The organism is Arthrobacter yangruifuii (assembly GCF_009192775.1).
GTDB lineage: Bacteria > Actinomycetota > Actinomycetes > Actinomycetales > Micrococcaceae > Arthrobacter_B > Arthrobacter_B yangruifuii.
In genome coordinates this window covers 438,186-450,969 of sequence record NZ_VTFX01000001.1, presented here as the reverse complement: position 1 = coordinate 450,969, position 12,784 = coordinate 438,186, and the positions used below count along the sequence as shown (strand labels likewise).

Below are 12,784 nucleotides of genomic sequence, written 5' to 3'. Positions count from 1 at the left end.
CACAAGGTGTAGGTCGAGTTCGGAAAAATCGACTTCCCGTCACGGTGGGCGTGCTTCGGGGGCTTCCCGCAGGCCGTGGCGGGATATGAAATGATCCGTCCATGGCCGTCAGATGGAATCCCCCAGGACCGGCAGTGGTCTCGGTCAGCCGGAGCAGCAAGCACAACTTCAGCAAGGCCCGGATGGAATCGGTTCTGCTGGTGGAAGGGCTGGGCGTTGAGGGAGACGCTCATTCCGGCACCACTGTGCAGCATGTGTTTCGAAAGCGGTCCCATCCCACGGAGCCCAACCTGCGGCAGGTGCACCTGATCCATGCGGAGCTGTTCGACGAACTGGCACAGGACGGCTTCGAACTGCACCCCGCCGATCTGGGCGAAAACATCACCACCCGCGGCATTGACCTCCTGAACCTGCCCGAGGGAACACTCCTGCGTATCGGACCCGACGCCGTCGTTCAGGTAACCGGCCTGCGGAATCCCTGCCGGCAGATCGACCGATTCCAAACCGGACTACTCAAAGCGGTACTGCCCCGCGACGGCGCCGGAAAAGTCGTGCGCAAGACGGGCGTCATGGGCATCGTACTGAGCGGCGGGATGGTGAGCATCAGCGATGAGATCCGTGTCGAGGTTCCGGCCGGGCCGCAGAGCCGGCTGAAGTGCGTCTGACACTCGCGGCCGCCGCCGGCGTCCCCCCTGTACTGCACGGCTCCTCCGGACTGAGCGACGAGGAGTCCCCGGCGACGTAGGTCCGACACCGCGTATATCCAGAACCGGAAACCTTCGATAGCATCCGGCCCCATGGAAATCCTTGAGTACCGCCCGCATCCGGACCAGCTGGTGTACACCTTCGGCGGGGCTGAACCCGTGATGACGGTCCGGCCGGGGACCGCATTGAAGCTCTGGTCGGAGGACGCGTTCAACAACGCGCTGACTTCGGTCGAGGACCTGTCCAGTGAGAAGGTCGACCTCAACTTCGTCAACCCGCAGACCGGGCCGTTCTACGTTGAAGGTGCCGAACCCGGCGATACACTCGCCCTGCACATAGTGGAGCTGACCCCGGCGCGAAGCTACGGCGCCTCCGCCACCATCCCGTTCTTCGGCGGGCTCACCAGCACCGACCGCACCGCTTTCCTGCAGGATCCGTTGCCGGATACCACCTGGATCTATCAGGTGGACTCCGCCCGCTCCACCGTCGGTTTCCAGGCGCGGTTCGGGGACTTTGAGGTCGCCCTGCCGCTGGAACCCATGCTGGGGACGGTCGGGGTGGCTCCTCCCGGCGGGGAGGTCCGCTCCTCCCTGGTCCCCGAACGCTTCGGCGGAAACATGGACGCCCCGGAGGTGAAGGCCGGAACCACCGTGTACCTCGGCGTGAACCAGCCGGGCGCACTGTTCTCCATCGGCGACGGCCACTACCGCCAGGGCGAAGGTGAAGCCTGCGGCACCGCCGTGGAAGGGGCCATGCATTCCACGATCCTGGTGGAACTGGTCAAGGGCGGCGCCCCCGCCTGGCCGAGGCTCGAAACCGATACCGAGTGGATGGCCGTCGGCTCGTCCCGGCCCATGGAGGATTCCTGGCGCATCGGCCAGGTGGAGATGGTGCGCTGGTTCGGGGAGCTCTTCGGCCTGCACCAGATGGACGCCTACCAACTGCTCACCCAGACAGCGCAGGCCCCGATCGCCAACGCCGTGGATGCCAATTACTCCGTGGTGGTCAAGGCCCGCAAGGCCCTGTTCCCGCAGGCCGCAGCCTACGACGGGCTGCACGCCGACCTGCGCCGGCGTAGCGAAGAACTTCCCTAAGACCCGACAACCCGACCCCGGAGGAATCATGGATCTGCAGTTGAACGGCAAGACGGCGCTGGTCACCGGAGGAACCCGCGGAATCGGGAGGGCCATCGTGGAAGCGTTCGCCGCGGAAGGGGCCAACGTGGCCTTCTGTGCCCGGGACGCGGCGGAAATCACCGCCACCGAAACGGCGTTGGCCGGCACCGGGGTCAAGGTGGAAGGCGCCGTCCTGGACGTGGGCGACGGCGATGCCGTGGCCGCCTGGGTGGATGCCGTCGCCGGACGCTTCGGCGGATTGGACGCGGTGGTCAGCAACGTCAGCGCCCTGGCCATCGACGACAGTGCCGAATCGTGGGAGGCGTGCCTGCGGGTAGACCTGATGGGCACCGTACGCCTGATGCAGGCGGCGGTCCCGCATGTTGGGCGCAGCGAGTCTCCGTCGCTGGTGGCCATTTCCAGCGTCTCCGGCCGGGAGGTGGATTTCGCGTCCGGCCCGTACGCAACGGTCAAGTCCGCGCTGATCGCCTATATGGCAGGGCTGGCCTTCCAGTTGGCCGGGACAGGGATCCGCGCGAACACGGTGTCGCCGGGCAACACCTATCACGACGGCGGCGTCTGGCAGAGCATGGAACGGAACAGTCCGGAGATGTTCGCCTCGTCCATGGCGCTGAATCCCACCGGGCGGATGGGCAGCGCGCAGGAGGTGGCCGACGTCGTTGTGTTCGTCTCCAGCCCGCGCGCCTCCCGGATGACCGGAGCGAACGTCCTGGCGGACGGCGCCCTCTCCCGGGGGATCCAGTTCTAGGAAATTGTGGTCCCGAGCATAAGCGGTGGCCCCTGGCGTGTGCCGCCTACACCGTCATTTCCTACCCGGCTTCGACGGCTGCGACGAGCTCTCCTCACCGGAATACTTCGCTTCAATATCCTTACTCCAAGCACGCGCGTAGATCCCGAGTGCCCCCTGTTCCCGGAGCGGGAAGCCCAGCTGTTTCAGTGCCAGCTGGCTGGCCCCCGTAGCCAGCTGCTGCGCACTGCGACTGATGCGTTGCTTGTCTGCCCGGTACAAATATTCATCGACGGTCCTTGCCCAGCGCTTCCGCCAGACATCCACTGCCGACTCCGCGGCAAGGGCGGCCATCACCCTGTGCGCGGGCATAACCCGCGGTGCCATCTGCGCCATCGCTGCCCTGCGCGCATGCTCCGACTGCGCGCCAAAAGATCCTGTGCAGGCGTGCAGATGAGCGTTCCAGTAGAAGTCCCAGCTAGTGGTTCTGCGGTCGGGCCAAACAGCGGACCGGGGTCCGCGCATCATGGCGTGGCCGGCGTCGTAGAGAAGCAGGGCAGCCAGCATCGAGCGCGTGTTGAGGCTGGGAAAGCGGTTGACGGCCCACAAGGCCAGGTCCGAGGACACCTCGGAAATCCCGGAAGCCAGTTCCAAGCCCTTTGGCCCACCGAACCGGGCAAGCCCCGCTTCCACCACCTCAGGTACCGGTTCGCCCGGCCGTGGTGGATAAATGATGTCCGGCGCCTGGGAGATCTTCACGGGGCCCAGTGTGGCAGCGCTTTCGTCCGCCAGCGCGTGCGCAAACTTCCATAGGCGCTTAACGACGTCGTCGGTGGCAAGCAAATGCAGGACTACGGCCGGATGGGCGGATTCCAGGTTGCGTGAAAACCGGAACCGGCCCCCCTCTCCGACCCGCAATTGGGAAGACAGCGGGCCCGCAATGTGGCGGATTATGTCGTCACCTGCATCCCTGCGCTCCGGCTCTATGCTCAGGACGGACCACAGGGCTGTGGTGCTGGCATGCTGCTGCACAGGACGGGCAGCTGTTCCTCGATTAACAATGTTCGATTGCATTCCACGGCTCTTTTCATCCCCAAAAACGATTTCTTGACCTCGACAGCGTGTTCCCAACACTGTGTAGCCAAAATGTGAATGTCCATACCGGCTCTCAGAAATTTCCCATTTATGTCAGCGGCTCTTTTCCTGCGCACGCAGAGCGACTATGGGTTTCGCGAACCAGCGACGCGCACTGCCCCGACTCCACACCGTCTTCGCATCGTCACCACGCGCCGACTGCAGAAACGGCCTGCAATAGGACTCGATGGCGCGTTCCCGCGAAGAAGCGGTCGGCGGCGGTAGGTCGGGCCTCATCTCGCTGGGTGAAGACGTCACTCAGGCCGCCGTGTCTCAGCTTTCCCCACACTCACATTGCCCGCCGGCTGTGCGGGGCAAGAGCCGCACTGTGGCAGGATCGGCAGCCGACCGCCTGTTCTAAGTAGGCCAGGGCGACCTGCCGGACACCCTCATCCAGGACAGCTCGCTGGGCGCTCTGCTGACCCCTGATTACTGGCTGGATATCCTGACCGAACGGGGCCTAAACACTCCGGGAACGGTGCTGATCTCCGGAACGGTCGCGATGACGAGCGGTGTGGACCAGTTCGCGCGCAGCTGGAAGGTTTGAAATGGCGGACCCGGTAACGGGAGCGGCCCTGGACCTCCAGTACGTTGTCGAGCAGATGGCGGAGCCCATCGGCTGACAAGCCGGGGCTAGCCTTTATCAGCCATGCCTAAGATCCCGCGGCAATGACCACCCAGAGGACGTCTAGCCCTACGGAAATTTCGGCGTCACAGCGGGCTCCCAATCGCAGACGGCAAACCGCGTAGACTCCAGCTACTGACGTCCCGAGCCGGACGGAACCGGACCCTTGAAGAGGAGAGGCTATGCACGGTTCAGCCTTGGTCGTCGGAGCGGGTATCGCGGGATCCGCCGTTGCGCGGGGGCTGCTCCGCGCAGGATGGTCGGTCCAGGTGCTCGAACGGAGCGCAAACCTGCCCGGCAGCGGAACGGCGCTGGCCATGTGGCCCGAGGCGATGCGGGCCCTCGACGCATTGGGCGCCGGTGACGCAGTCCGCGCCGGTTCGGTGGTTGAGCAGGGCGCACGGATCCTGAGGCCTGACGGCAGCCAGATCGCAGCCATGGGCGGCAGCCGGACCGCCCGCCTGGTTTCACGCACCGTCCTGCTCGAGGCGCTGGCCGGGGACTTTCCTGCCGGGGTTATCCGATGGGATTCGCCGGTCGCAGGGCCCGCGGCCCTGCCCCCTGCCGATGTTGTCGTGGCCGCCGACGGAATCTTCAGCCGCCTGCGCACCGCCTGCAACGGAATATCGCCTCGGGCGCTTGGAACCGTCGCCTTTCGCGGCGTTGTATCCGGTCCGGCCGGCGGAGTCAGCGAGTCGTGGGGGCGCGGCCGCCTGTTCGGCATTACGCCGCTCGATGCCGGTAGCACTAACTGGTTTGCCTGCCTCCGTTCCACGGACCTTCCCGCGCTGGGGTCCCCGGAGGCTATCCGCGTCCAGGGAGCAGACCTGCTACGCAGCCTCTACCGCGGGTGGCATCGGGACGTCATCCGGGTCCTGGGGAAACTGGACGGAAGTCCGATAGATTACCGGGAATTGTTCGACATTCCGCCGCTCCCGTCCTACATCTCCGACAACCTGGCGCTGGTGGGCGACGCTGCGCACGGTATGGCACCGAACCTTGGCCGCGGCGCCTGCGAAGCACTTTTGGACGCGGTTGCCCTGGTCGACGCACTCACCTCGGCTCCCGACGTTGCCGCCGGCCTACAACGCTACGACGCCGGCCGGCGTCGGCGGGGAAACCTCATGGTCCGCGCGGCGCGGCTGCTGAACCGTGTCGGCACGGCCGAGCATTTCACCGGAGCCCGAAACCTCGCAATGTCCGCCGGGGCACGGTTCGCCTAGCACTTCCATCGGACGGAAGCACCCGCAGGGGCCTCGACGCCTGGGGAATTCCTGTACAGCCGGGGAGGTTTCCTCCCCTAGGGACAGACGCAGGACACCGCGGTCACTCCAGCCGAACACTATCTAAGGAACATGCAATGCCAACATTGGGAATCATCGGAAGCGGAAACATCGGATCGGCCGTCGCCCGGCTGGCGGTTGCCGCGGGCATGAACGTCGTTATCGCCAACTCGCGGGGACCGGAAACCCTCTCGGACCTGGTTGCCGAGCTCGGGCCGTTGGCCACGGCCGGAACGGTGGAAGACGCCGCGAAGGCCGGTGACGCCGTCGTGCTGTCCATTCCGCTCAAGGCGGTTTCCGATCTTCCGGACGGACTGCTGGCCGGCAAAATCGTCCTGGACACCAGCAATTACTACCCGTCCAGGGACGGGCGCATCACCGCCCTCGATAACAGCGCCGTCACCACCAGCGAGCTGGTGCAGAGCTGGCTTCCCGGGGCGCAGTACGTCAAGGCGTTCAATAACATCCTCGCCCACCACCTTCCGCTTCTCGCCCGCCCCGGCGGCGCCGCGGACCGCTCCGCACTGCCCATCGCCTCCGATGACGGCGCGGCCAAGGCTGAGGCGGCGTCACTCCTTGATGCGTTGGGGTACGACGCCGTGGACGCCGGTACCGTCGCCGAAAGCTGGCGGTTCGAGCCGGAATCCGCGGGCTACACCCGCCTCTACCTCGCGGATCCCAGCACACCCGATGACCAGCTGATGAGCTCGGCTCCCGGCACAACCTCCACGGAGAAGGTCCGGTCCGCACTGGCGTCGGCCACCCGCGTGAACGTGGCCGAACGCGTCTTCTAAGCTGCCGCCCGGGCCTGTAGCGAGGAGGAATGGGCTCACTCACTGACCGTGCACCCGGGAGAAGGGTGCGCCGGTTCAGGGTCTCACCACCCACCGGGCCGTCCTTCACGATCGCGGGGTTCGGTTTCGAGCATTCGAAGAGGACCCGCACCGCCGTCGTCGGCCGCCCTGCACCTTCTGTATTGCCGCTCAGGCGCACCCGTCAGCGGTCGGCGGCGTCGCGCTTTTCTAGGTTGTTCAGTGTAAAACTGCGTATGACCTCATTCCCAGTGCCGCCGGAGCCGCCCCGCCTCAAGGCAGATCAGATACGGGGCCTGATCCGTTACGCGGAGCAGATGAGCGAATATATGGAAGCGGAAATCGCACGGGCCAATGCTGAGGGTATGGGTCATGCAGTACTCCACCTGCCTGAAATTGTTGATGGCTGGCGCTTTACTGCCCTGGCCATCCGCGAAACCTATGACGGAACCTTCTAAGACATGTGCCTGGCATTTCCCCCATAAGGTGCCGCTCATCCCTCCAGGGAACGGATCACCTTGGCGGGCGCTCCGACAGCCAGGGACCGCGGCGGAATGTCCCGGGTCACCACGGCTCCGGCCGCCACCACGGAATCGTCACCGATGCTGATCCCCGGAAGCACGGTGACGTTGGATCCGAGCCACACGTTCCGGCCGATCGTGATGGGCGCCGGGTGCAGGTCGGCCCGGCGGCCGGGCGCCACATCATGGTTCAGGGTTGCCAGTACGGCGTTGTGGCCGATCAGGCAGCCATCGCCGATGCTGATGCCGCCCTGATCCTGGAACCGGCAGCCGGAGTTGATGAAAACCCGTTTGCCCAGCGTGATGTTCCTGCCGAAATCAGCGGAGAACGGCGGGAACAACGCCACGGTTTCATCCACCGGTTTGCCGATCAGCCGGGACAGCAGCTCCCGCACCTGCGCCGGATCGTGGTAGCCGGAATTTAGCTCACCGGTAATCCGCAGGGCAGCCTGGCTGGCGTTGTGCATCGCTTTATGCAGGGAGGAACCCGCGGGAATCGTCTCTCGCGCATTCAGCGCCGCCAGCAGATCATCAAGTTCCATGGAGCCCGTCCTTAGGCCGCACCTTTTTTCGATGCCGCTCCCTACCGTTTCATTCCTGCACCCCGGCGGCAACATCAGTACCGCTGATTAAGCAACGGAAGCGGGAACCGCCACGGTTCCCGCTTCCGCCTGAATCCGATGCCTAGGAGTTCGCCGCCTGGTAGGCCTCGAGGACGGCCTTGCTGATCCGGCCCCGGCTGCTGGTCGAATACCCGTTCGCTTCGGCCCACTCTCGGATGCGGTGGGTCTCTTCCCGGTTCGAGGTTGAGGGCCGCTGTTGTGCCCGTGGCCTTGCCCGGCCGCCCACCTTGCGTCCCTTATCCAGGTAGGGGCTGAGGTGTTCACGCAGCTGGCGGGCGTTCTCCTCGGCGAGATCAATTTCGTATGTATTGCCGTCAAGGCCAAAGGTGATGGTTTCCTGGGCCTCCTCGCCGGTGATGTCGTCAATGAGGTGTACCTGTACGTGTCGTGACATGTTCGCCGCCTAATCATTTTGCTGGGGAAAGATCCATTGCTGGGGGAAGGTGCCTGCGATTTATCTGGTTGCGGGTCTGCGGTCTAAGCAGTCATTTCCTGCCCGGCTTTGACTGCTGCGGAGAGTGCGCCTCGCCGGTAAGCTGCGCTTCAATATCCTGACTCCAAGCATGCGCATAGATGCCAAGGACTGCCTCCTCCTTCAGGGAGATACCTATCCGGTTCAGTAACATCCGGCCTACACCCATCGCCAACTGCCGTGCACCGCGACTGATGCGCTGTTTGTCTGCCCGGTACAGATACAGATCAATGGCATGTGTCCAGCGCCTGCGCCAGATATCCACTGAAGGTTCGGAGGCGACGGCGGCCATGACCCGGTGTGTGGGTACAATCCGGGGTGCCAAACGGTCCGCCATGGTGTTTCGTGCCTGCTCTGCCCCTGGGCCGAAAGACGCTGCACAACCGTGCAGATGAGTGGTCCAGTAAAAGTCCCAGCTAGTGCTTCTGCGGTCATGCCAAAGGGAGGACCTCGGTCCCCGCATCAGGGCATGGCCTGTGTCGAAAAGAAGCAGGGTGGCCAGCATTGAGCGCATATTGACGGCGGGGAAACGGTTGACTGCCCACATGGCCAGATCCGCGGACAGTTCGGAAACCTCATCCACCAGTTTCAGGCCCTCCGGGCCGCCGAACCGCGCAAATGAAGCTTCTACGAGCTCAGGGACCGGTTCGCCCGGCCGCGGCGGATAAACGATGTTCGGCGAGTGGGTGAACTTCAAGGTGCCCAGTTTGGCAATGTTTTCATCCCCCAGCGCATGGGCAAATGCCCATACTCGCTGCACGACGTCGTCGGTGGCCCGCAGGTGCAGGTTTATGGCGGAATTTTCCGATTCCGCTCCCCGTGAAAAGCCGAACCGGTACGCGCCCCAGTTCTTCGCCTGGCCACTAAGCGGGGTGACAATATGGCGGACTATCTCATCGCCCGCATCCTCGCGGTCCGGTTCGGGCGCTATCGCGAGCATCGCCCAGAGAGCGGTTTTGCTGGGTTGGTGCTGGACAGGGCTGGCTGCCGATCCTCCGCTGACAATGCGTGCTTCCGTCATGCGACTCATTTCATCCCCAAGGTGTGTACCGGCCGTAAGTACTTTTACTGCTGACAACCGAGTGTCCTCGGAACGGCAATGTTTGTCCCCCCTGTTCGCGGGAAATCGGCCGTTTTGGTGCAAGTACGTGTTTCCGGCGTTCGAATAGCAAGTATGGGTGGAGTAATCAGCGGTCGCGATGTGGGAAACGTGGACCATATGCACGCGTATCCGGAAATTGCCCAGGCGCCGCGTTCCCTGAGCGCACCGGCAGGGCAGGGAGGCACTGCCATACTCGGTCCATGACCGTTTACTTCGAGTGCACCACGCGGACGGCCCTGTCCCCGCAGGAGCTGTTTGACCGTGCCCGAAGCGTTGATACCCACAAGGACTCGATGGCCCGGTCCCGTGAAGAGGCGGTAGGCGAAGTGACGTCAGGTCTTCTTACCCTGGGAGAGGAAGTCACCTGGCGGGCCTGGCACTTCGGCGTTCCGCTGCGGATGACGAGCCGGATCACCGAGATGGTTGCACCGTCCTATTTCGTCGACGAGCAGGTCGCTGGACCCTTCCGGCGGTTCCGGCACATTCATGAGTTCAGCGGGGGTGCGGAGGGCACCACGATGGTTGACCGGATCGAGTTCGACGCGCCGTTCGGGATGCTCGGGCGGCTGGTCGAAAACCTGGTGTTGGCGCGCTATCTCCAAAGGTTGATCGAGACGCGGAACCGGCATCTGGCCGGGGATTTCACCGGTTAGCATCACCTCGAGCACCATGACCGGCGGAACTCTCTCATCTATGCCGGCCGCGACGATTCCCCGGTGTACTGCGCTTCCAAATCCCTGCTCCAGGCGCGTGCGAAGAAGCCCAGGGCTGCCTCCTCGCGGGGTGTGATGCCCAGACGGTTCATCAATAGCCCGCTGGACGCCATAGTCAGTTGCTGCGCAGGGCGGCTCACGCGTTGTTTGTAGGCCCGGTACAGATACAAATCCACGGCCTGTGACCAGCGCTTGCGCCAGAGAGCCACCGAAGGCTCGGAGGCCAGGGCGGCCATGACCCGGTGTGCAGGCATAATCCGGGGCGCCATCTGCGCCATCATCGCCCTGCGGGCATGCTCCGCTCGCGGGCTGACCGAATTTGTGCAGGCCTGCAGGTGGGCGTTCCAGTAATAATCCCAGCTGGTGGCCCGGCGGTCAGGCCAGCCGGCGGACCGGGGGCCCCGCATCATCGCATGGCCAGTATCGAAGAGAAGCAGTGCAGCCAGAGTTGAGCGCGTATTGAGGCGGGGAAAGCGGTTAACCGCCCACATGGACAGATCCGCGGACAACTCGGCAATGTCAGCCGCGAGTTTCAGGCCTTCCGGTCCGCCGAACCGAGCGAGAGTCACTTCCATGAGCTGCGGCACGGGATCGCCCTGCCGGGATGGATAGACGATGTCCGTCGACCCCGAGAACTGCAGCGTCCCGAGCTGGGCAGCGCTCTCCTCGGCCAGCTCGCGTGCAAACCTCCATACGCGTTCGACGACGTGGTTAGTGGCACGCAGGTGCAGATGCACGGCAGGTTGGTCAGCTTCCGGATTCCGTGAAAAGCCGAACCTGTACCCTCCCCAGGTCCGCGCCTGCGCGCTCAACGGGACAACAATATGGCGGACTATGCTGTCTCCGACGTCCTGTCGCATGGACTCCTGATCAGCGGCGATGGTCAGCATGGACCACAGCATGGTCTCGCCGGGTTGTTGGCTTGGTCGGCCGGTTGGTCCTCCGTGGACGGTCTGCACCTGAGTCATGTGAATCATCCCCAAAAAATGATTGTCGTGAGCATGTCTGCGTTTACCGGTCCCCATAGGGTGGCAACAAAACCGAAATTTTTGTCGCCTCCGCGAAAGAATGAAACTGGATTCGGGTAGGTACCCGTTGCCCGCGTCCGCATATCGAGTACCGTTTCTGACGGCGTGCCAAGGGGCAACGGCCCCTGGCAGCGGGTCCCCGGCCGTGGACCGTGCAGGGAAGCCCGGATCCACCGTGTCGCTGAAAATCTGTCAGTGACGGGGGAGACTTTGCGTTCGGCGGGGTCGAAGCCCGTGCTGCCGGAATACCCTGGAAGGGCCGCGTCCCGGCACAAGGAGGATGGCCATGAGTGAATCAGCCGGCAGCGCAGAGGCGCCCCTCGGAGTCGAAGAAGCGGTCCAGGAAGTGGTGATTCCGGCCGGCGTAGCGGGTCCGGAACCGCTGGCACTGGACGTCCGCTGCTTCGCCGTGGCCCAGCCCGCCGGCATTGTCATCATTGACACGGGAATGCCCGACGCCGAGGCGGGCATTGCCGCCGCGGTCCAGGCGCTCGGGGGAACCTTCGACGACGTCCGGGATATTATCCTGACCCACCTGCATCAGGACCACGTCGGATCCCTGTTCGCCGTCGCCGAGCGGGCTCCGCTGGCGGCAATCTATGCGGGCGGCCCCGATGTGCCCGACATTCAGGCGCCCCGCCGGATCACCCCGATCGGAGAAGGAACTTTCATCCAGGACCTCGGGATCCTCTCCACCCCCGGCCACACCGCGGGCCACGTATGCCTGTTCCACGAGCCGACGGGGACCCTGTTCCTTGGGGACACCGCGTCTTCGGACCACGGCGAGGTGTGCCGTCCACCCGAAATGTTCACCGCAGATGCCGCCCGCGCCGAGGAATCCCTGGAACGTATTGCCGCCCTCGGCGCCGCACGCATCCTGTTTGCGCACGGAGCCGAGCTGGCTTCTCCGGCTCAGGCCTTTGACCGCCTGCTGGGCGGTTCCCACCCGTCGTCGTAACGGCTGCGGCGGTTACAGGTTCGGCGCGGGTCATGCATCGTTAAAAAGCTCGCCAATCCGTAAGGAGCAGGACCGATGATCCTGAATGAAACCTATCCGCTGGCCAACGGGCAGCCGATTCCGAAGCTTGGCCTGGGTACGTGGTTTATCGACGACGGCGCCGCGGCCCAGACGGTCCGGGACGCCATTGCGTTGGGCTACCGCAACATCGACACCGCGCAGGCCTACGGCAACGAGCGCGGCGTCGGCGAAGGGGTGCGGAGCAGCGGCGTCCCCCGCGGAGAGTTGTATGTGTCCAGCAAGCTCGCCGCCGAGATCAAGGACTATTCCACTGCGGTGACAGCGATCGACGGCTCGCTGACCGCGACGGGACTGGATTATCTGGATCTGATGCTGATCCACAGTCCCCAGCCGTGGAATGACTGGCGCGGCGGCACCTACGCGGAGGGAAACCGGGAAGCCTGGCGCGCCCTCGAGGAGGCGCAGACGGCGGGCAAACTGCGTTCCATCGGTGTCTCCAACTTCCAACAGCCGGATCTGGAGAACATCCTCGCGGTCTGCACCGTGGCACCCCAGGTCAACCAGGTCCTGCTGCACGTCGGCAATACCCCCGGCGACCTCCTCGCGTACTGCGCCGGGCAGGGCATCCTCATCGAGGCGTACTCCCCCATCGCCCACGGGGTAATGCTGAAGAACCCGGACGTGACCGCAATGGCGGAGCGCTACGGCGTCACCGTTCCGCAGCTGTGCATCCGCTATGCCCTGCAGCTGGGCACGGTGCCGCTGCCGAAGACCGCGAATCCGGAGCATATGCGCAGTAATGCGCAGGTCGACTTCGTCATTTCCGACGCCGATATGGAGGCGCTGCGCCGGCTCACGGTGAGCGACTACGGGAGGTACGGCTCGTTTCCGGTGTTCAGCGGGAAGTGACGCCGTTGCTCTAGG

At 64.4% G+C, this 12,784-nt stretch carries 15 protein-coding genes; 10 read left to right on the top strand and 5 right to left on the bottom strand.

What is annotated here, in order from left to right; genetic code table 11:
• Positions 1–101 precede the first annotated feature (101 nt).
• The 3 genes from GD627_RS02230 to GD627_RS02220 all read left to right on the top strand — a co-directional run bounded on the left by GD627_RS02230 (position 102) and on the right by GD627_RS02220 (position 2,589).
• Positions 102–665, top strand: coding sequence for an MOSC domain-containing protein (locus GD627_RS02230; RefSeq protein ID WP_146360293.1), 564 nt, complete (start codon positions 102–104; stop codon positions 663–665).
• Between the two features lie 132 nt (positions 666–797).
• Positions 798–1,799, top strand: coding sequence for an acetamidase/formamidase family protein (locus GD627_RS02225; protein ID WP_146360291.1), 1,002 nt, complete (start codon positions 798–800; stop codon positions 1,797–1,799).
• Positions 1,800–1,827: 28 nt separating this feature from the next.
• Complete coding sequence (locus GD627_RS02220; RefSeq protein ID WP_152271176.1) at positions 1,828–2,589, top strand: SDR family NAD(P)-dependent oxidoreductase; 762 nt, start codon at positions 1,828–1,830, stop codon at positions 2,587–2,589.
• Positions 2,590–2,643: 54 nt separating this feature from the next.
• Here the strand turns inward: GD627_RS02220 and GD627_RS02215 are convergent, their stop codons facing one another.
• A complete protein-coding gene (locus GD627_RS02215) occupies positions 2,644–3,600 on the bottom strand; it encodes a hypothetical protein (RefSeq protein WP_194265929.1) in 957 nt (318 codons plus the stop codon).
• 478 nt (positions 3,601–4,078) lie between these two features.
• Here GD627_RS02215 and GD627_RS16725 point away from each other — a divergent pair, with 478 nt between their 5' ends.
• From GD627_RS16725 to GD627_RS02195, 4 genes are all read left to right on the top strand, one after another.
• The gene (locus GD627_RS16725; protein ID WP_343032380.1) at positions 4,079–4,249 is read left to right on the top strand and encodes a DUF2848 family protein; all 171 of its coding nucleotides are present in this window, start codon (positions 4,079–4,081) and stop codon (positions 4,247–4,249) included.
• Positions 4,250–4,509: 260 nt separating this feature from the next.
• Positions 4,510–5,550 (top strand): FAD-dependent monooxygenase, encoded by a 1,041-nt coding sequence (locus GD627_RS02205; protein WP_152271175.1) that lies wholly within the window; start codon positions 4,510–4,512, stop codon positions 5,548–5,550.
• 47 nt (positions 5,551–5,597) lie between these two features.
• Positions 5,598–6,404, top strand: a complete 807-nt coding sequence (locus GD627_RS02200; RefSeq protein ID WP_281349969.1) for an NADPH-dependent F420 reductase — start codon at positions 5,598–5,600, stop codon at positions 6,402–6,404.
• 254 nt (positions 6,405–6,658) lie between these two features.
• Complete coding sequence (locus GD627_RS02195) at positions 6,659–6,880, top strand: hypothetical protein (RefSeq protein ID WP_152271173.1); 222 nt, start codon at positions 6,659–6,661, stop codon at positions 6,878–6,880.
• 35 nt (positions 6,881–6,915) lie between these two features.
• Here the strand turns inward: GD627_RS02195 and GD627_RS02190 are convergent, their stop codons facing one another.
• The 3 genes from GD627_RS02190 to GD627_RS02180 all read right to left on the bottom strand — a co-directional run bounded on the left by GD627_RS02190 (position 6,916) and on the right by GD627_RS02180 (position 9,116).
• Entirely contained in the window at positions 6,916–7,485 is a 570-nt protein-coding gene (locus tag GD627_RS02190) for a DapH/DapD/GlmU-related protein (protein WP_152271172.1), read from the bottom strand.
• A gap of 142 nt (positions 7,486–7,627) precedes the next feature.
• Complete coding sequence (locus GD627_RS02185) at positions 7,628–7,960, bottom strand: histone-like nucleoid-structuring protein Lsr2 (protein WP_152271171.1); 333 nt, start codon at positions 7,958–7,960, stop codon at positions 7,628–7,630.
• Positions 7,961–8,051: 91 nt separating this feature from the next.
• Positions 8,052–9,116 carry a lantibiotic dehydratase C-terminal domain-containing protein gene (locus GD627_RS02180; protein ID WP_152271170.1) on the bottom strand — a complete coding sequence of 355 codons (1,065 nt, stop codon included), beginning with the start codon at positions 9,114–9,116 and terminating at the stop codon, positions 8,052–8,054.
• A 224-nt stretch (positions 9,117–9,340) separates the two neighbouring features.
• Here GD627_RS02180 and GD627_RS02175 point away from each other — a divergent pair, with 224 nt between their 5' ends.
• On the top strand, positions 9,341–9,793 hold the full coding sequence (locus tag GD627_RS02175; protein ID WP_152271169.1) for an SRPBCC family protein: 453 nt from the start codon (positions 9,341–9,343) through the stop codon (positions 9,791–9,793).
• A gap of 38 nt (positions 9,794–9,831) precedes the next feature.
• Here GD627_RS02175 and GD627_RS02170 read toward each other — a convergent pair whose 3' ends face one another.
• Entirely contained in the window at positions 9,832–10,821 is a 990-nt protein-coding gene (locus GD627_RS02170; RefSeq protein ID WP_194265928.1) for a lantibiotic dehydratase C-terminal domain-containing protein, read from the bottom strand.
• A gap of 346 nt (positions 10,822–11,167) precedes the next feature.
• Between GD627_RS02170 and GD627_RS02165 the strand changes: the two genes are divergently transcribed.
• The gene (locus GD627_RS02165) at positions 11,168–11,839 is read left to right on the top strand and encodes an MBL fold metallo-hydrolase (protein WP_194265927.1); all 672 of its coding nucleotides are present in this window, start codon (positions 11,168–11,170) and stop codon (positions 11,837–11,839) included.
• A 75-nt stretch (positions 11,840–11,914) separates the two neighbouring features.
• Positions 11,915–12,769, top strand: coding sequence for an aldo/keto reductase (locus tag GD627_RS02160; protein ID WP_152271166.1), 855 nt, complete (start codon positions 11,915–11,917; stop codon positions 12,767–12,769).
• Positions 12,770–12,784 lie beyond the last annotated feature (15 nt).

Coding starts and splice junctions, on each gene's coding strand:
- GD627_RS02230 (WP_146360293.1), top strand. CDS start 102: ATGGCCGTCAGATGGAATCCCCCAGGACCGGCAGTGGTCTCGGTCAGC.
- GD627_RS02225 (WP_146360291.1), top strand. CDS start 798: ATGGAAATCCTTGAGTACCGCCCGCATCCGGACCAGCTGGTGTACACC.
- GD627_RS02220 (WP_152271176.1), top strand. CDS start 1,828: ATGGATCTGCAGTTGAACGGCAAGACGGCGCTGGTCACCGGAGGAACC.
- GD627_RS02205 (WP_152271175.1), top strand. CDS start 4,510: ATGCACGGTTCAGCCTTGGTCGTCGGAGCGGGTATCGCGGGATCCGCC.
- GD627_RS02195 (WP_152271173.1), top strand. CDS start 6,659: ATGACCTCATTCCCAGTGCCGCCGGAGCCGCCCCGCCTCAAGGCAGAT.
- GD627_RS02190 (WP_152271172.1), bottom strand. CDS start 7,485: ATGGAACTTGATGATCTGCTGGCGGCGCTGAATGCGCGAGAGACGATT.
- GD627_RS02185 (WP_152271171.1), bottom strand. CDS start 7,960: ATGTCACGACACGTACAGGTACACCTCATTGACGACATCACCGGCGAG.
- GD627_RS02175 (WP_152271169.1), top strand. CDS start 9,341: ATGACCGTTTACTTCGAGTGCACCACGCGGACGGCCCTGTCCCCGCAG.
- GD627_RS02170 (WP_194265928.1), bottom strand. CDS start 10,821: ATGACTCAGGTGCAGACCGTCCACGGAGGACCAACCGGCCGACCAAGC.
- GD627_RS02165 (WP_194265927.1), top strand. CDS start 11,168: ATGAGTGAATCAGCCGGCAGCGCAGAGGCGCCCCTCGGAGTCGAAGAA.
- GD627_RS02160 (WP_152271166.1), top strand. CDS start 11,915: ATGATCCTGAATGAAACCTATCCGCTGGCCAACGGGCAGCCGATTCCG.